This is a genomic window from Psychrobacter sp. 5A.1 (assembly GCF_030407455.1).
Lineage (GTDB): Bacteria > Pseudomonadota > Gammaproteobacteria > Pseudomonadales > Moraxellaceae > Psychrobacter.
Genome location: NZ_JASDDJ010000031.1, coordinates 17,855 through 37,191, shown reverse-complemented (window position 1 = coordinate 37,191; position 19,337 = coordinate 17,855). Strand labels below are relative to the sequence as shown.

The window sequence follows — 19,337 nt, the reverse complement described above, 5'->3', positions numbered from 1 at the left end:
AAAATCTAGCATATTGATTTATTTGAGATTATTTAATGGTAAAAATTTGATTTTACCACTTAGTTTATCAATCTGACGCGCCAAAAAGTTATTATATGTTATAGTAAGCAACTATTATTTTTTGTATCTATTGCAAGTGGTTTCTTATTGAAAGTGATAATTGCTAAGCGACTGCATTCACAGTGGGCCAAATAATTCTGCAAACTCAGTAACCGCTTAAGCACCCAAATTAACGCATATATAGGCAAAATAATTTGCTGTTATTCGATAAAAAGTGATATTACTATGATAAATACTGCTACTTTGATGACTCGCTGCTTATCTCCTATTCTACTAAGTGCCATTGCTCTGTCTGCTGTTCCTGTCGCTGCCAATGCAGGTAATATGTATATTTACAAAGACAAAGGTGGACAAGTACTATTGACCAACGTCAATCCTAGTGGAAATTTTGACAAGTTTACGAAAAAAGTAAAAGTTACTTATTACAAAGACTCCAAAATGTATGATGGCAGCAGCAATAGTAGCAGCAGTGATAGCTATGGCAGTAGCGCCGCTAGCAATAGTGGCAGCCGCAATGCTTACGACAGCTATATTCGCGCGTCTGCCGAGCGCCATGGTATTGACCCTGCCCTGATGAAAGCAATGATGCATACTGAATCAGCGTTCAATCCAAATGCACGCTCACCTGTAGGTGCACAAGGTCTCATGCAGCTAATGCCAGCCACTGCCCGCCGATTCAAAGTGAGCAACCCTTGGAATCCTGCGGACAATATCGAAGGATCAGCCAAATATATTGCTTGGCTCATGCGTCGTTTTGACAATAACATCGAGCATGCGGTGGCAGGCTATAATGCTGGCGAAGGCAATGTCGATAAGTATGGCGGTATTCCTCCTTTTAAAGAAACACGTAATTATGTCAAAAGAGTCATGAGCCGTTATCATAGCTTGTATAAAAATGACGCGGGTCTGTCTGGTGCAAGCATGAGCGCTAACAATCAGACCAGTAGCGCCAATACAAATAATGGTCTACAAAATGTCAGCTACGGCACTAACAGCAACGTCAATAGTGCCAGTTATGCCAACTCAGCCTATGCAGCTTTACGCTAAACTATAAAAAGCATGTATAAACAGTCAGACATAAAAAAAGCCCGTTAATAAATTAACGGGCTTTTTTTATACTTGGAGACTCTATCTTACCTCTTATAATGTAGGTGATAGAGTCAGACTATGAATGCTGAATAAGACTTTACTCCGCACGCATAGCCATCCCCAATGTAAAAACTTACTTGTTGGCAGCCTGAGTGGCAGCAACTTCAGCAGCAAAATCTTCTTGCTTCTTCTCAATGCCTTCACCAACTTCTAGACGTTTGAAACCAAGTACTTTTACGCCTTCAGCTTTTAATACGTCACCAACTTTTTTATCGTTGTCCATAACGTACGGCTGACGCAATAAAGTAACTTCTTCTAAGTACTTACGCAGGCCACCTTCGATCATTTTTTCAACGATGTTGTCAGGCTTGCCAGACTCACGAGCTTTTGCTTCGATGATGTCTTTTTCGCGCGCTAACAAATCAGCAGCAACGTCTTCGTCATCTACAGCGACAGGGTTGAATGCAGCGATATGCATGGCAAGGTTCTTACCAGTGTCTGCAGCGCCGCCTTCATAAGATACAACTACACCGATACGAAGACCATGACGGTATGCAGCGATGTTTGCACCTTCAAGTACTTCAACACGGCGGATCTGAATGTTCTCACCGATTTTTTGTACTAGTGATACACGTGCTTCTTCAACGCTTTGGCCATTACCATATGGTAATTCAGCGATAGCAGCAACATTAGTTTCGTTGTTTTCTAGAGCGATGCTAGCTACTTGCTCTGCAAACGCATTGAAGCTGTCATCTTTTGCAACGAAGTCAGTCTGACAGTTAACTTCTAACAAGAATGCTTTGCTGTCGCCTTGAGCGATGATGATAGCGCCGTCAGCTGCGATGTTACCTGCTTTTTTAGCGGCTTTCGCTTGACCAGATTTACGTAGGTTATCAATGGCAGTTTCAACATCACCATTTGATTCTTCTAGTGCTTTTTTACATTCCATCATGCCAAGACCAGTACGGTCACGCAATTCTTTTACCATTTTGGCAGATACTTTTACTTCTGTCATAAGAGTCACCTTAATATAGTTATGTATAGGAGTGCTTAATTTCTATTCGATATCTTATAGTCCAAGAATTACTAAACTGCTACGGCGTTACCCTTCCTAGATGTACGACTTGTACAATCTGCAGTCGGCTACCTTATATCCGTTTTAGAGTTCTTTAACTATAGTATTGCTTAAAATCTAGCAGGACAGCTCGTTTTGAACGATTACCAATATAGCCATAAATGATGTCAAACAAATAACATCTCCAAAACATAGCGATGTGGCCAGTATGAACGACAATACTCGCCCAACAGCTGCTCGCTTATGCGCAGTGGCACCATTAATAATGCTTATTCAATAACAAGGCATGACGAGTAAAACTACATCATGCCTATTATGAGCTTATACGCTGTTCAAAACTTTATATGAGTGCTGATAAGTACACTATCAAGGCATTCTTACAAAGTTAAACTTTTTAAGTCAGCTACTTATTCTGCTGGAGTAGCAGCTTCTTCTGCAGCTGGTGCTTCTTCAGTAGCAGCAGGCGCTTGCTCAGCTTTACCACCAGCTTGAGTTTGTGCGTATTCTTTACCAGCGATGATAGCATCAGCCATAGAAGTTACATACAAAGTCACAGCACGGATAGCATCATCGTTAGCTGGGATGATGTAATCAACGTTGTCTGGGCTAGAGTTAGTATCAACGATACCGATAACTGGGATACCTAGGTTCTTGGCTTCTTTGATAGCGATCGCTTCATGATCTACGTCTACTACGAAGATAGCGTCAGGTAGGCCGCCCATGTCTTTGATACCGCCTAGTGAACGCTCAAGTTTTTCCATATCGCGAGTACGCTCTAGCGCTTCACGCTTAGTTAGCTTAGCGAAAGTACCATCTTCTGCTTGCTTTTCAAGCTCTTTTAGACGGTTGATTGACTGGCGTAGTGTTTTCCAGTTAGTCAACATACCACCTAACCAGCGATGGTCAACGTATGGCATACCGGCACGAGCAGCTTGCTCACGGATGATACCGCTTGCAGCACGTTTAGTACCAACAAATAATACTTTGTTTTTCTTAGCAGCTAGGCCGTTTACGTAAGTCAATGCTTCGTTAAACGCTTTTACGGTGTGCTCTAAGTTAATGATATGGATCTTGTTACGTGCACCAAAGATATATGGACCCATTTTTGGGTTCCAAAAACGTGTTTGGTGACCAAAGTGAGCGCCGGCTTGTAGTAAGTCACGCATTTCGATTTTGGTTGGATTCTTTGTAGCCATGTGAATATATCCTATTGGTTGGGTTATGCCTCCACATCACAAAAACAGCCTATTTAGCGACACGCATCTGCTACCGGTCAGTTCTCATTAATAAAGCACTAACGGTTTACAAATTAATCAAGTCGCCAAACACCCAGCAATTTTTTGCCATGATGTGTGTGTCATTGGTTGGTTTAAAAAATTGAGCTATATGATTGATAATTCCATATATAATGAAAACTTCAATAATACTAAATTATAAAAATAGCTGCGCTGTATTTTATCATATAACGCTTGGCAACTGCTAGCACTATTATGATGTTATCAGCGAATAATAACGCATAAAAAAACGACGCCTTAACGTCGTTTTTTCACACATAATCAGTGATTAGCTGTAGATTAAGCGATACAGATACCGATGACCGCTTTGTAACCACGCCACGTAAATGGGGTAATATAGCTTTGGCGATCTTTAGGCAAATAAGAAACGCTTGGTGCACTCTCAACGATATGCGGCGGAGAGATGATGAACTCTGATCCAAACTCAGTACGAGCATTACCAGAGATTGTATTGGCCATTTCACCCAACAAATCTTTCATCATCGTAATCGATGAGTCAGGTTCGCCCATTACTTTTATTAATTCTCGCAACATCGTACTTGGCGCACTGACATAGACGCAACCCTCAAGAGGCCCTGATATCTTGATAACACCACTATAATCAAAGCCAATAGCACTTCTGTTGTTATTAAGATAAGGGGTATCAAGAGACACTTCTGAGCCATCGATCTGCGCAAAAAATGCGTTAATCGAACTTAGAAATACACCCAATTTTTCTACTTTAAACATAATATATTAACATCCATCTTTATTACGCGGCAGCAACAGCATTAATCCTGCAAGCAAACCACAATCTCGCCTATTTGCGAGTTCCAAGTGATGGGAATGATAAAAGAACGCTCATCATTAGGCAACACAATACTTTGTGGTGAGCCCTTAAATACAAATGGTACGGAGATATGAAACTCTGCACCAAACTCTTTACGCGCATTACCTGCAATCGTATTGGCCACTTCCCCAGCCAGATCTACATAATTTTCATCACTTTTATCGGTTTCACCCATGCTATCTAGTATCGAAGACAACAATTCCAGTGTCGCTGAAAAATAAACCACGCCCTTTTGTTCACCAGAGATACCAATCACACCAGTATAATCATGGACTCTTGGCTGTTTGTTTTCTAGTAAGTAAGGGGTGTCAGCAACAAGCTCTTCTCCACCAAACTGGTTAAAATAGTTACTAATAATACTTAAAAAAATCTGTAGCTTTTGTTCTTTCATAATGACATCTACTTTAGTCGATGAATAGTATTAGTCTTGCATTAGCTCATACAAAGACTCTGCAAGCTCCTCTTCTGAAAAGGGCTTGCACAAAAATCCGCTGGCACCCAACGACAACGCTTCAATGCCAGTGGCCTTATCTGACAAAGCCGATACCACTAAAATACGTACTTCAGGATCAATCGCGATGATTTTTTCAATACATTCCAGTCCGTCCATTTGTGGCATGGTTAGATCCATGGTGATCACATCAGGACGATGGACATTGAACTTTTCGATGGCTTGGACACCGCTGGTTGCTGTAGCAACCAACATGAATTCCCCTGAATCGTATGCGCGCTGAATACGATTTCTAATAATATTTGAATCATCAACAATCATTAACTTATGCATAAATTATCTACTACCTTTAATGAAGTGCTTGTCGTCCCTGACAATATAACTGCTGGTTTTAATTAAGCTTTCGGTAAAGTAATGACAAACCGTGTCATCTGACCCAGTTCACTATTTACATTAAGCTTGCCATCATACTCTTTTACTTTTGCTTTGATAATATCAAGTCCAACGCCGCGTCCACCATCTTCATCTGCATTCTCTTTGGTAGAGAATCCAGAAGAAAACAACTCTTTAAGCAACTCACTTTGGCTAAGCTGATTGGCTTCTTCTGTACCAAAGCGACCTTCTTTAATCAATTTATTGCGGATGCTATCGTAGTCGATACCTTGTCCATCGTCTTGCACAGTCAATATAAAATCTGAACCACTATCTTGTATTTCTAGATCGATGGTTCCGACTGCAGTTTTGCCAGCAGAATGACGAAGACTTGGTGATTCGATACCATGTACCACTGCATTACGCAGTAGCTGAATAGTGATCTCTTTAATTGGCTTGGCAAGAGATGCTGGAATAACTGTTTGTGCCAGCGTACTACTCTTTAACTGTACTTGTTTACCTTGTCTTGCAGCAATCTCTTTTGCAAACTCATTGTAAAAAGACAATAAGTCATCATCTTTTTCGCTGCCTAAATCGATATCTTGACCGCCATCAAAGCTAACATCGCCAACTGTATCGGCGGCTGTTTGATGTTGAGTAGCCACTGGTGTTTGTACTACTGACGCTTTTGGTGCCGAGCGGTTGATACGCTCACCTAGCGTGGCAATGGTATTTGATAGGCTGAGCAAATCATCCAAATGTACCGCTAATGGTAAGAAGTCATTACCAGACAGCTGGCCTTGGTTCTGCAAAGCATGCAATTGGTCTTCAGCATCAGAAGCGATCTTCGTAAAGCTGTGTAGTTTTAGGGCAGATGCCTCACCTTTTAAGCTATGCATTTCGCGATAAATGGCTTTCAATTTACCCTCAAGCTCATATTGCGAGCTACCTGGATTTTTCAAAATATTATTCATCTTCTCGATATGCTCTTGGGTATTACCAATAAACTCATTAATAATTTTTGGATTTACATTCAAGATAGTCGTTAACATCTCAATCTGCATATCGTTTTGCGAGCGCTCTTTTTCTAGACGCTGTTCTAAATAAACCGCATCAGATACATCGTTGACGTTAACCAAGATACGGGCAATGTCTTTATTATCATATACACGCGAAAACTTGAAATCTAAGAAACGATTATTAAGACTTTTGTTTTCAGACACATTGTGTAGCATTACCTTGTGCAACGGGTTAAGTGAATCCACCAGTTTTTCTTTAACACGAGGATTATAAAGCTGCTCGATAAACTGCTGGGTGGTCTTGAGGTCTTTATCAGAGATACGACCACGCAAGACATTGGTAAAGTTCTCTCCAGCCAAGCGATCAGAGCCGATAATATTGTTAAGCGCTCTAGAATGCTGTTGACCGATGTTCAAGTCTTTATCAAGTAGAAATAGACCCGTGTTTACGGTTTCCATGATCTCTTGCGTTTCTTGGCGAGCAGCAAATGCTTCAGCATCGGTCTCACGCAAACGACGTACAAAGAAGAATACGAAGATTAGGAAGTATGTGAAGATAGCGGCAACACCAAGTACCTGAATAAGACGAATGGTGCTCGCTTGACGTTCTGCACTATTGAACACGTCTTTGGTAAGACTTTCTAAAGAGTCATTAATAAACAAACTTGATGTCTTCGCCTGCTCTACCGCTTGGGTCAAATCATCTGCAGAAGGCACCAAAATATTATCAGCGTCTTTTAGGTATGCCTGAATTTTAGGCTCTAACGCTTTCCATTGCTCATTGGCTGCAGCAATGTTTACTTGTGCATTACTATCGATTTTTGGCAAATCATAGCTATTACCTTCAGAGCCTGTGATCGTACCGCCTTGCTCAATCGCAGCAATAGAGTTGGTAATCAATGCTGTGTTTTTCTCTAAACGACTTAGCACTCGTTGTATGTGTGGGGATTTGGTATCCTCACCGTAGCTACTATCCAAGTCAAAAAGATCTTTAATTACCGCCTGTGCACTGTTCGCAACTTGGTTGGTTTGGTCAATTAAAGCAGTGTTTCTTTCTAGTAGATTTGAAGTATAAAACGTAAACGCTAGCAAAGCACCAATCAAAGATAGGAATAGTGCAATTGAAATAATCAGACCTTGATAGCGCTTATTGTCGACATTAGGTACGGTTGCCATCTTCAGAATTCCTTAGTTCAATTGCTTATTAGTAGTCTCAGAATCGCTCGTCTCAGAAGAAGTGTTCCCACCCAACCAGCGTCCTTCGATCTCTTTGAAAGTGCCCTTTGTTTTAAGCTTTGTAATACCTTCATTCACTTTACCAATCAGCTCTTTATTACTTTTCGCCATCAATATGACTTGCTGTGCTGCTGGGTTGCTTTCATCTTCGTAAGGTACGATGACGACTTTGTGCTCAGGATGATTGGCTGCCGTATATCGTAACAAAGGTAAATCTTGAACAATGGCATCGACTTTACCTTGGATAAGGTCTTCAAATAATAAAAAGGTCGTAACAGTAGTAGATAGTTCGCTATACCCGCCTGTCTCTTTTACTTGTTCAACCTGTTTACTTTCTTCCATACCAGCGACGTGCAAACCTTTTAAATCACCCAAGCTATTGATATTTAGGTTACTTTTAGCATACATAACAGCAGAAGGATTGAAGAAGTAAGAGTCTGAAAGACCGTATCTAGCAGCACGATCATCTTTATATGAAATACCTGAAATTGCTAAATCTCGGCTACCTGATTCCACACTATCGAACATATCTTGCCAAGTTTCTTTATAAAACTCGACTTTGAATCCTTGTTCTTCGCCAATAGCACGGATTGAGTCAATATCAATACCCTGCATATTGCCATAATCATCTTGGAACGAAAACGGAGGCATTGTGCCTGTTGTAGCAACTTTAACAATTGGCGCAGTATCAGGCAATTTACTCACGAAGCTATCTGTGTTTTCCGTTACTGCTGTACCTGCATTTTCTTGAGTGGCAGAGTTACCACAGCCGAATAGGCCGATACTCAATACCATTGGTAGCACTCGATATAACTGCATCATAATCTATCCTTGAAGCTCAGCGTTGTTGTACATTTTAAAGAATAACAATTTTAGGGGGTGTCCTCATTTCAAAAAGGGTTATCAAGATGAGATAAACTGCCATCAAAAGAGATAAATAGCGCAGATAATATCAAGATATCAACCAACTGTTTGACGATATTTGGCAACATCCAGCCCATTTGGGAGACTATCAATTGAATTGAGGAAAGGCCCTAGCAATGTTAAGTAATATCTTTACAATATTTAATTACAGAAAGTTACTTTAGATGATACTTGTCTAATTTCGTGATTGCAATATTTATGTTTACTTATTACATACAATCTGAAATATATGGAAAATAAAGAATATATCAAGCGAACATAAATCGAGCTGAATACCATTAAATTCATAGTACAACTTTGTTTCATAAGCAATTTTATATAAATAGCAACATAAAAAAGACATAAAAAAAGCATTCATAATTAATGTATGAATGCCCTTTAAGACCATAGTTCAGGAACAGTCAACCCTTTGGTTTACTCTGCATCATCAAGGTCTAAATTACGGTCTATCTGCCAAATTAAGAAAGATCCAAGGCTCATTAATGAGAACATAGCGATACCAATCTTGAGCACTGGATTGACTGGAAATAGGTTTAATAATAGACCACCGAAGATACCGACTGAAAACATTAGCGAGCCTTGAAGTGCACTTGCCATACCAGCACGACGTTTTTGGAAGGCGAGCGCAATCGCCGAAGCATTAGGCTGGGTCAAACCCAAGCCTGCGATACAAAAGAAAATACAGGCCAATACCAGTGGCAGCCAAGCATCCGTACCCAAAATCAGACCGACTACAAACAGCACGCCTGCAGAAATAACCTGCATCATCGCACCAAATCGCAAAATACTTAAGATACGAAAACGATTGGTGAGCCATTGGTTCAGCTGCGTTAGACCCACAAAACCCGCTGCATTCATGCCAAATAGCCAACCAAAATGTGTCGCTGAGACACCGTATGTATCCATAATCAACTCAGAAGCCGAGCTGATGTAAACAAACATCGCGCCCATTAGCAAGCCACCGCCGATTGCTGGATAATTAAAAGTTGGATCTTTTAACAAATCCCAGTACTGACTGAGGACCTCTTTTGCAGGCCGTACATTACGATTTTCCTCGGTTAAGGTTTCAAAAAAGAAAAACTTGGTCAGTAATAAATTCAGAGCACCAAATGCGGCTAAAAACCAGAATATAGAATGCCAGTCAAAAAACTGCAAAAATAATGCGCCAAGCGATGGTGCCAATATGGGCGCTAGTCCCATTACCAAGATCATAATAGAAAAAGCTTTTGCCGTTTGTTTGGCAGTGAGGCGATCTCGTATCGCTGCACGAGTAACCACTGCGCCGACACAAGCCCCTAGCGCTTGCATGGTGCGCCCCACAAACAACACATACTCGTCATTAGTGGTTGCACAAATAATTGAAGCGATGACATACAGTGTCATCCCTATATATAAAGGTTTAACACGGCCAACACGATCACTAAACGGTCCATAAAACAGCTGCCCAAAAACCAAACCTAAGAAATAGGCTGGGACAGAGTTGGCCATAAAGGCAGTAGATACACCGAAATCATCTGCCATGGATGGCAATGCGGGCAGATACATATCAATAGACAGTGGTCCTACTGCAACTATTAGCCCAAGCATCATAATCCATGCGACAGGCAAATCAGCAGAGCGCACTCGCTCAGAAGCGATAGGTTTATTTGGAAGGGAGGGTTTTGAAGCAGACATATTTAGACCATTTTAATATAGGGCGTGTTTGATATTTTTTGAACGTTTTATGGTTGAGGCTTTTGTTGTCTTGATGGCTGGTGCGATATGCAGAGCAAACACCTTTAACAACAATAGTGCACCTTTACCCATATCTGTGCAAGCAGACAAGGCTATATTGTGTTATCTGCTTGCATTTCAATGGCCATAAGACACTAGGGCGTGTCATCAATTAGCACATTGATACATTTAGTGGCCTTAAAATGGCTAAATGTTGTCACGCACTAGCGAAACAACCTATAACAATTAAAAGCAATCAAAAAAATTATCAAAATATGTCTGGCTTTTTAAATAAGAACTTTTTTATTGGAATTGACGTTTGCCAAATATCGTACTGGCTTGCTTGGCTTTTCTTAGGGCAAGCTTACGATTACGACCGAGCATCATTTTGAGCTGCCATGCTTTCTCTTTATATAAAGTCGTGCAAGGCTGATGATGCATGGCATTAATGATTCTCTTGCTTGCCAATACGGCATCAGGAGAGCGTTCTGCAAACTCAGCAGCCAGCTCTTTTGCCTGTTCAAGAGGTGCGTCATTACAATGACTGATCAGGCCCAGACTCTTTCCTTCATTGGCATCGATGATGCGTGCACTCATGGCAAGCTCTTTTAAGGTATCCTCTCGTACGACCCCAAATGCTGATTGCGTCAACCCCATATCTGGCACCAATCCCCACTTGGCTTCCATAATAGACAGCTTGCAATCCGGATGGCTGATGCGTATATCACAGGCCAGCGCCAACTGTAGTCCAGCCCCAATACAGTACCCTTCTAACACGGCAATCACAGGTACTGGTAAATCGCGCCATACCAAACAAACACGTTGGAACGAGCTTTGCCATGGCTTGACTAGCTCCCACAGCGCAAATGCTTTGTTTTTTGGATGATTTAAATCACTCAAATCAATGCCTGCACAAAATGTCTCTTCTGCCCCATTTAAAATGACTGCCCGTATTGTTCTGTCTTTATTAATGCGACCCGCCACGGTAATCAGCTCATCTATTAATTGAAAGCTCATCGCGTTCTTTTTTTGTGGGCGATTTAAGGTAACCGTCAATATATTGTCTGTGATACTAACTTGTAAGGTTTTATACTGGTAACTTGCAATCGCTTTCATAACAATCCTTATTGATGAATAAAATATGATGCCAATATATGGTACCGATATTCATAATATTAGCAGGCTTACCTTTGCTCTACCCTAGTAATAACTGACTGTCACGGTACTATAGGGTTTGTTCCATATAAATCAGACATGGTATCAATCTCGCTCAGTCCATTATCTGTCATATTGTCACTCACCTTCCTTGTAAAGCATATACAGATTGTCTGGCTGATGACGATAGGCATATCTAACAAAATCAGCGAGCGCTTTCTGAACCTGCATAATCCTGACTGTATGACCTTATATCATTTTCCACGTCATATCATTTTCACTCAATCGATGGTAATTAAGCTGCGGATAAGCAGACAAATCTACCGTTTGCAAGTTGTCTAGCGCTGCGAGCAATGCCTCATAGTATGGCTCAATCATCGCAAACTGTACGGGTGTCGTATGCTGTACATTCAATAGGCACTTATCTTCTAAGTCTTGGCTGGCCTGTCGTAATTGTGGCACACCCGTATAACGACTCCCCCCTAAGATACGATGGGCAATTTGCGCCAACATATTACGATCATGCGCTTCCCACGCTTGAGTGAGTGCTTGTTTTTCATCATTAACGGTATCAATCATCATAATGATGAGCTTGGCTGCCAGATCAGGTTTGTTCGCTGAACGAGTCAGTGCATCTTGCCAATCTAAAATACTCGCCGTCTCATTTTTGCTTATATTGTGATGGCTACGGTCATCCTGAACTTGCTCATGCAAAGTTGCATCTGCATGCATCACTTTATCCTCTTGAGCGTTGACGATGGGTTTTGTGGGTGGATACAATAATGGGATGGTGTGGCCTTGTTTTTGTAGACGTAAGCTCTCATAACGCGGCTGAATATCACGCGCGGCTTCTCGTCTATAGCCTTCACGAGGCTGACTATCACGCAAATAATCATCACGGATTTTTTTCAAGGATAATGGTCGGGTGATTTTTGACTCACCAACGACAGAGGCGCTATCACGACTACTTTTATCCCCTTTGATTATTGGATAGGTCACAGGCGGCTTATCTACAGGCAGCGCTGAGTCATTTAACATTGTTCGGTCTGTTAAGCTAGTAGAGAGAGCATTATCATTGATTGAATAACCACGCAGCGCATCGATAGAGGGTGCGCTCGCTTCTGATGAGTCGACATCCTGAAAATCGGTACTCTGCCGATCAAAGCTCTGCAAATCAGTCTCAGGCAATGTTGTTAATTGGGCCGTGGTGCTCTTGCGACCTAGCCATTTTTGTAGCACCTGCAATAATTGAGGCTGGCTGATAGGTTTGCCAACATAGTCATTGATACCACTGGCTATGAGTTTGTCACGTTCATCTGCCAACCCATGCGCGGTCAGAGCGATGATAGGAATGCGGCTATCGGAATTTTCGATGTTTCGGATTTGCTTGGCCGCTTCGTGTCCTGACATACGAGGCATTTGAATGTCCATGAATATCAAATCTATATTATTTTTATCTTGGACAGTCACTTTGTCGTCAGTGCTCGCATCCTCATTATAAAAGGCACTGTTGGTTTTTTTATGCCTCTCATCGCGCGTTTCAGCTTTAGAAAGCTGCGTCTTACTCGACAGACTTTGCTTATCGCTCTTGGCAGTTTTGATGTTTTTGGTTTGTTGTTTACTGATAATTTCGATAGCGTCAAACCCACTGCTCGCGGTAACCACCTGAATACCTAGCTCGCTCAATAGAGCATCAAGCACTAGTAAATTGGGCAAATGGTCATCAACTGCCAGTACTGTGACACCTTTCCAACGTGGTTCTTGCAGGCTTTGCGGCGCACTACGGTTTTGCGTATCGAGCATCGCGTATAGCTGTCTTTTGTCCAATGGCTCATACAGTATATTGGCATGATAGCGGTTTAGTAGTGCTTGATCGGCTGCCACTTGATAACCAAACACGGCAAGCTTGCCTTGATAGTGCAGACGTATCTGTTTGAGGAGCGCCATCATATCGTCTTGCGTATCATCATCAACGATGACCCAATCCCAATAATTACCATGCTCTTTTAGTGATTCAAGCACCCCCGGTAATGAATTGGCTTGCGTCAATTTAATCGGTAAATATTGCAGGCTGGCCTTGAGCACTTGTATTGAAGCAGTATGATTGATCCAAACCAACACATTAAACTCGTCGGTGTCACTCGCCAGTGGCGCTAATACTGGCAGCTCAATCGTTTGCCCTGTGGCTGCCTCTAACACATCGACATGGGCTGGCATGCGAAACCAAAACGTCGCGCCTTGATTGGCGATATTTTCTTGAGCATTGTCATGAAACCCAATATCACCGCCCATCAAGCGCGTTAATTGTTTGGAGATAACCAGACCCAATCCTGTACCGCCATACTGACGAGTGATTGATGGATCGCCTTGGCTAAAGCTTTGGAACAGCATTTTTTGATCTGCAAGAGAAATGCCTTTACCACTGTCTTGCACGCTAATCATCAAATAATTATCGCGGTGGTCATCTAAGCTCACACGCACCACCACATCACCACTATCCGTGAACTTGATGGCATTGCCGACGATGTTGGTCAGTACTTGTTTGAGGCGTAGCGCATCGCCGTTGATACGCATCGGTACATCGTTGTAAAACAGTACCGCCATGCGCAAACCCTTCTCCGCAGAGACGGGAGATAGCATATCGACCACATCGTAAATGGTGTCATAGAGATCAAATTCATGGCGATCCAGTACTAGCTTGCCTGCCTCAATTTTAGAAAAATCTAAGACATCATTTACCAAAGCGAGCAAATGGGCTGAGGACTTACGTATGGTCTGTACATACAAGTCCTGCTCAGGATTAAGCTCACCATGACGTGCCAGCAAATTAATAAAACCATCGATACTGTTCAATGGTGTACGCAGTTCATGACTGATATTGGCTAAAAATGCAGATTTTGCTTGGCTGGTTGAAATCGCTGCATCACGCGCATTTCGAATAGAGATATTTTGCATTTCCATCTCATCAAACGCCAACCGTAAATCATCCTCGGTTTGCTCTGCATGGTCTTTGAGCTCTTGAAAGCTTCTATGCAAGCGGCGCAACGTTCTGACCAAATCTTGCTGTAACAAATTAAGCTCACCGTCCGACTCTACTGGTACGGGTTGGTATAAATTATCAACATGGGTACGTTGTAATTGCAAACGTAACTCATAAATGGGAGCAATCCAACGTTTCGAATAAATATTTAAGCTCAACAATAGGATTAAAATAGTAAACAAGCCAGTAATCACCAATGCCATCGCAATACGGTAACGCGCAATATAAAGCGGCTCATTATCCATATCGACGAGCAACCACAACGTCTGCCCTTCAAACTCACCCAAGATACTGCCATATGCAGTTCCCACAGGGGTTGGCTCTTGAGACAAAAAACTTGCTGAATCACTGATTAAAGGCCACTCTTCATTTAGACCATAGCCGACTGTTGCCAATATTTGATTGCCTTCATTAATGATAGCAATGCGCTGTACATGTTGCTCAGATTGCATCCGCCCAAGTTTGTCTTGAATACCCTCTAGCGTCGTCATCGCCGATTGTTGGGTATCATTTGTACGGCTGATAACTGGCTGACGCCCTTGCTCTAACAACTCTGGAATAAGCTCTGCAATGGCTGGGGTATAACGAATAAGCACGGACTCAGCCAATACTCCTTGTTCTGAATTGCTGGCACGCATGGTTTCATAAAAGACCAAGATACCACCGACAGCGGCCAATACACAGATGGGCAAAAACACCAGTATGATTAGCTGACCATAAGCACTACTGGTATCAAAACGTTTTTTATATGCCATGCTAGACCTACTCTCTACTCGGGTTCTTGCCGTGAATGTTAATGATGCTTACCTGTATGACGTAAAATCGACTGGGTATGTCAGTATTTTTGATAAAACAGCTTATATACAGAGCCAGATTATCTTAACAGGATTCTATAAAATCTGGTTAAGCATTCATTATGATGCGTGGCGTCATCATCAAAGTAATATTGAGACTGACCTGATACAGTGATTATTAATCTTTTATACGATAAGCGCAGCTGAAAACAAAATGATATAATAAAGCCACTTTTTACTTGCCCCAATCGATCGCTCATAGTCATAACGTATGAGCGTGCTCCCTAATGCCTCTAGGTTTTAGCTCGCTTATCACCTTAAACCTATATACAAAGCGACTGTCTCAAATTATGATTAAACAATAACAACAGCGCTCTAATCTTGCACCGTCAATTAACAAAACATATTTTGGAAAAAAAACAAGGATACCTTATGTCCACTACGGCCATGTCAAATGCCAATTTTATGACTCAAATCACTACGTTAGCCGATTGTATAGGTCAAACGCCATTGGTAAAATTACAGCGTCTGCCTGAACAAGAACAGATCAAAAATGGGGCCACATTACTGGCCAAGCTTGAAGGCAATAATCCAGCTGGCTCTGTCAAAGATCGCCCTGCTTTTAATATGATCTATCAAGCCGAACAGCGTGGTGACATCAAGTCTGGTGACACGCTGATTGAAGCGACCAGCGGTAATACTGGCATTGCATTGGCCATGGTCGCGGCGATGCGCGGCTATCCGATGATATTATTGATGCCAACCAACTCAACCCAAGAGCGTAAAGACGCCATGATTGCTTATGGCGCTACGCTCATTGAAGTAGACGAAGGTATGGAAGCCGCGCGCGATTTGGCATTGCAAATGCAAGCTGATGGCAAAGGGGTTGTATTGGATCAGTTTAATAATCCTGACAATAGCCAAGCACATTACCTGACTACAGGCCCTGAGCTATGGGCACAGACTCAAGGTAAAATTACGCATTTTATTAGCTCGATGGGCACGACAGGTACGATCACAGGTGTGTCACGCTATTTAAAAGAACAAAACCCAGATGTTAAAATCATCGGCCTACAGCCTGACGAAGAGGCCTCTATTGCTGGTATTCGCCGCTGGCCTGCCGCCTATATGCCTGGTATCTTTGACGCAGACTTGGTTGATGAGGTCATGGATGTGGATCAGCATGTCGCTGAAATCTATATGCGCAAACTGGCGAAGACTGAAGGCATTTTTGCTGGGGTATCTTCAGGCGCAGCGGCATGGGCAGCAACACAAGTGGCAAAAGCAAATCCTAATGCCGTCATTGCCTTTATTGTCTGCGATCGCGGAGATCGATATTTATCAACGGGTTTATATAGCGTTGATGACAGCAAGGTCGATAACAGCGTAGCCGTTAATTAATGCATAAGAAATACCATTTAGTATCGTTGATTTGAAAAAAGTGCAAAGCAAGCGAGTGTCGATGGTTACGTCATACTTCAAGCGAGGTTAACGCCGTCACTCTTTTGTAGTGGATTAATTATAAGCTTATAAATATTTAGGATTATCTATGTCACAAGCCCTACCATCCGACCCTATATTGGTTTTTGATATCGAGACTGTCGCCGATGTCGATGCAGCACGCCGTATCTATCCGCCATTGGCCGATCTTAATGATGCGGATGCGTTAAGCGCGCTGACTGCCATACGTACGCAAGAGGCAGGGCACGACTTTATGCGCCTGCCACTACAGCGTATTGTCTGTATCTCAGCTCTGTATATCAAAGATGGTAAGTTGTCGCTATTTTCTTTGACTGCCGATAAATTTAGTGAAAAAGAAATCCTAGCCAAATTCTTTAGAGCATTTAACGACATTGAGACACTGCCGCAACTTATTAGCTGGAATGGCTCAGGCTTTGACATACCTGTACTGATATATCGTGCCATGCAATATGATTTGTCAGCACCATGGCTGTTCGAAGAAGGCGAGCGTATTAAAAACATGCGCTTTGATAACTATGTTAATCGTTTTCATACACGTCATCTAGACTTGATGGATCGGTTTAGCCAGTATGGTGCTAGTCGCCGCGAAGCCATGGATATTGTCGCAAGCTTATACGGATTACCAGGTAAAACTGATGTCGATGGCAGCATGGTAGGCGCACTGGTCAATAACGATGACTGGCAAACCCTATCTATATACTGTGAGTCTGATGTTATGAATACTTGGCTCATTTATTTGCGTTGGTTGCGCCTGACAGGACAGCTGTCCTCACAAGATTTTAATGCTTGGCAACAGCAAAGCTATGACTATCTAGCAAAATATACTCAAGCGGATGGTAGTCCACGACATCAAGAGTTTATCGCTGACTGGTCATCGGCACCCGAATTATAGAATTAGCACTATTAGCAGTTTTTCATTCCCTTCTTCTGGTTATTTATTATTAAGGCAGGTTTATGCAACCCACCGATTCAAAAACATCTACAGCATCTGATATGGCAGCGCAAAACAGTAATACTCAAACGAACGAAGCTCAAACGATTGTCATTCCGCCTAGTAAGAAAAAATCGAAGCCATCATCAAAAACGCGTCGTCGTTTAAAAGATGCAGAACCGATTCCTTTTACCATAGATAGATTGTCGCATGATGGTCGCGGTGTTGCTATCTATGGCAATGGTTTTGGGGTTGACGATGGTCATGCTGAAGACAAGCATGGCAAAACAACCTTTGTCAGTTTTGCGCTGCCAGGTGAAAGCGCCTTAGTTAAAATAACCAATAGCCGTGCCAGCTTTGAAGAAGGCGATGCGATTAGTATCACGGCAAACCCAAACCCTGAACGCACCGTACCACCCTGCCCACATTTTGGCGTCTGTGGCGGCTGTAACTTGCAACATTGGCAGCCAGACAGTCAAATAAACTTTAAGCAGTCCGTATTGGCCGAGATGCTGATGCATCAAGCCAATGCAGAGCCTGATAACTGGCTCGCCCCTATAGTTGGTGATCGCCTTGGTTATCGTACCAAAGCACGTTTGGGCGTACGCTATGTCGTCAAAAAAGAAACCGCGCTGGTCGGTTTTCGTGAGCGTTCAAGTAATTTCTTAGCAGAGTTAAATGAATGTCACATTTTAGACCCACGCATTGGGTTTGAGATTGAAAACTTAAAAGCGTTGATCAGCACGTTAGAGAGCCGTAATAAGATTGCTCAGCTTGAATTGGCCATGGGTGAGCAGATACCTGAGCTGCCAGATGGTAATCAGCCCGTTGCGCTCATCGTGCGTAACTTAGAGCCATTATCAGACGGTGATGTAGAAAAGCTAAAAGTATTTTTTGCGGCGCGTAATTGGCAGCTGTATTTACAATCTAAAGGTGTTGATAGCATTCAACGTATTGCGTTGACAGACGCTGACGATCTGAGCCAGCAGTTTGGTCGCTTGTATTATCAATTACCAGAGTATGATTTGACCTTTGAGTTTATCCCTACTGACTTTACTCAAGTAAACTTATCTGTGAACCGTCAGATGACCAAACTTGCTTGTGACCTATTAGACTTGAAAGCTGGCGAACGCGTGTTGGATTTATTCAGTGGTCTGGGTAACTTTAGCTTGCCACTAGCGCGCCTTGTTGGTGAGACTGGCTCAGTGGTCGGTGTCGAGGGCAGTGAAGCCATGACCGAACGTGCTGCTGACAATGCTCGTCGCAATGGTATCAACAACACTGAATTTTATAGCCAAGATTTGACGCAAGACTGTACCGACAAGCCATGGGCCAACCAAGGCTTTGATGCACTGTTAATCGATCCACCGCGCTCTGGTGCTTGGGAAATTATGCAATATTTGCCAAAATTTAATGCTGAACGCATTGTTTATGTCTCTTGTAATCCAGCGACCCTTGCTCGTGATACAAAAGCATTGTTAGAGCAAGGCTATCGTCTGACGCATGCTGGCGTCATGGACATGTTCTGCCATACCGGTCATGTTGAATCTATCGCTCGCTTTGAAAAAGTGGCTGTTTAATTTTATGACTGGGCTGTGTCCTCATTTTCATCACCGTTTTTAAAATGAGGACATGCCCTAATATGTAAACTCTATTAAAGAGACAATTAAGCGTTATTACAACGTCGTAATAACGACATGTGATCACTCAAAACTTTAATAATTTTGTACTAACAAGTCGCCATTATTTGACGTAATTGACCACAGCCATTACAGAGGCTTGCTTGATTTGTCGCTTTAAAATGAGATAATAGTAAACAATCTTTCTATGTTATTAATCGTTACATAGCGAGCATTTGTACTCATAGCTTTA

General features: G+C 42.3%; 14 protein-coding genes. 4 read left to right on the top strand and 10 right to left on the bottom strand.

Going from position 1 to position 19,337, the window contains the following annotated elements; translation table 11 throughout:
- The first annotated feature begins 285 nt into the window (after window positions 1-285).
- Window positions 286-1,107 (top strand): lytic transglycosylase domain-containing protein, encoded by an 822-nt coding sequence (locus QL982_RS08580; protein ID WP_290162134.1) that lies wholly within the window; start codon window positions 286-288, stop codon window positions 1,105-1,107.
- 175 nt (window positions 1,108-1,282) lie between these two features.
- Here the strand turns inward: QL982_RS08580 and tsf are convergent, their stop codons facing one another.
- From tsf to QL982_RS08530, 10 genes are all read right to left on the bottom strand, one after another.
- Window positions 1,283-2,164 carry a translation elongation factor Ts gene (tsf, locus tag QL982_RS08575; protein WP_290162135.1) on the bottom strand — a complete coding sequence of 294 codons (882 nt, stop codon included), beginning with the start codon at window positions 2,162-2,164 and terminating at the stop codon, window positions 1,283-1,285.
- A 467-nt stretch (window positions 2,165-2,631) separates the two neighbouring features.
- Window positions 2,632-3,420 (bottom strand): 30S ribosomal protein S2, encoded by a 789-nt coding sequence (rpsB, locus tag QL982_RS08570; protein ID WP_290162136.1) that lies wholly within the window; start codon window positions 3,418-3,420, stop codon window positions 2,632-2,634.
- A gap of 378 nt (window positions 3,421-3,798) precedes the next feature.
- Window positions 3,799-4,248, bottom strand: a complete 450-nt coding sequence (locus QL982_RS08565; RefSeq protein ID WP_290162138.1) for a chemotaxis protein CheX — start codon at window positions 4,246-4,248, stop codon at window positions 3,799-3,801.
- Window positions 4,249-4,289: 41 nt separating this feature from the next.
- A complete protein-coding gene (locus tag QL982_RS08560) occupies window positions 4,290-4,739 on the bottom strand; it encodes a chemotaxis protein CheX (RefSeq protein WP_290162140.1) in 450 nt (149 codons plus the stop codon).
- Window positions 4,740-4,769: 30 nt separating this feature from the next.
- Window positions 4,770-5,132 (bottom strand): response regulator, encoded by a 363-nt coding sequence (locus QL982_RS08555; RefSeq protein WP_290162142.1) that lies wholly within the window; start codon window positions 5,130-5,132, stop codon window positions 4,770-4,772.
- 62 nt (window positions 5,133-5,194) lie between these two features.
- Window positions 5,195-7,366 (bottom strand): ATP-binding protein, encoded by a 2,172-nt coding sequence (locus QL982_RS08550; RefSeq protein ID WP_290162144.1) that lies wholly within the window; start codon window positions 7,364-7,366, stop codon window positions 5,195-5,197.
- Between the two features lie 12 nt (window positions 7,367-7,378).
- Window positions 7,379-8,248, bottom strand: a complete 870-nt coding sequence (locus QL982_RS08545; protein WP_290162147.1) for a transporter substrate-binding domain-containing protein — start codon at window positions 8,246-8,248, stop codon at window positions 7,379-7,381.
- A 516-nt stretch (window positions 8,249-8,764) separates the two neighbouring features.
- Window positions 8,765-10,024: a multidrug effflux MFS transporter gene (locus QL982_RS08540; RefSeq protein ID WP_290162148.1), complete on the bottom strand. Its 1,260-nt coding sequence runs from the start codon at window positions 10,022-10,024 to the stop codon at window positions 8,765-8,767.
- Between the two features lie 342 nt (window positions 10,025-10,366).
- Entirely contained in the window at window positions 10,367-11,179 is an 813-nt protein-coding gene (locus tag QL982_RS08535) for a crotonase/enoyl-CoA hydratase family protein (RefSeq protein WP_290162150.1), read from the bottom strand.
- Window positions 11,180-11,467: 288 nt separating this feature from the next.
- Window positions 11,468-15,013, bottom strand: a complete 3,546-nt coding sequence (locus QL982_RS08530; protein WP_290162153.1) for an ATP-binding protein — start codon at window positions 15,011-15,013, stop codon at window positions 11,468-11,470.
- A gap of 486 nt (window positions 15,014-15,499) precedes the next feature.
- Here QL982_RS08530 and cysM point away from each other — a divergent pair, with 486 nt between their 5' ends.
- From cysM to rlmD, 3 genes are all read left to right on the top strand, one after another.
- Window positions 15,500-16,453, top strand: a complete 954-nt coding sequence (gene cysM, locus QL982_RS08525) for a cysteine synthase CysM (protein ID WP_290162186.1) — start codon at window positions 15,500-15,502, stop codon at window positions 16,451-16,453.
- A 148-nt stretch (window positions 16,454-16,601) separates the two neighbouring features.
- Window positions 16,602-17,426, top strand: coding sequence for a 3'-5' exonuclease (locus QL982_RS08520; protein WP_290162155.1), 825 nt, complete (start codon window positions 16,602-16,604; stop codon window positions 17,424-17,426).
- A 62-nt stretch (window positions 17,427-17,488) separates the two neighbouring features.
- Window positions 17,489-19,045, top strand: coding sequence for a 23S rRNA (uracil(1939)-C(5))-methyltransferase RlmD (gene rlmD / locus QL982_RS08515; RefSeq protein WP_290162157.1), 1,557 nt, complete (start codon window positions 17,489-17,491; stop codon window positions 19,043-19,045).
- The last annotated feature ends 292 nt before the right edge of the window (window positions 19,046-19,337 follow it).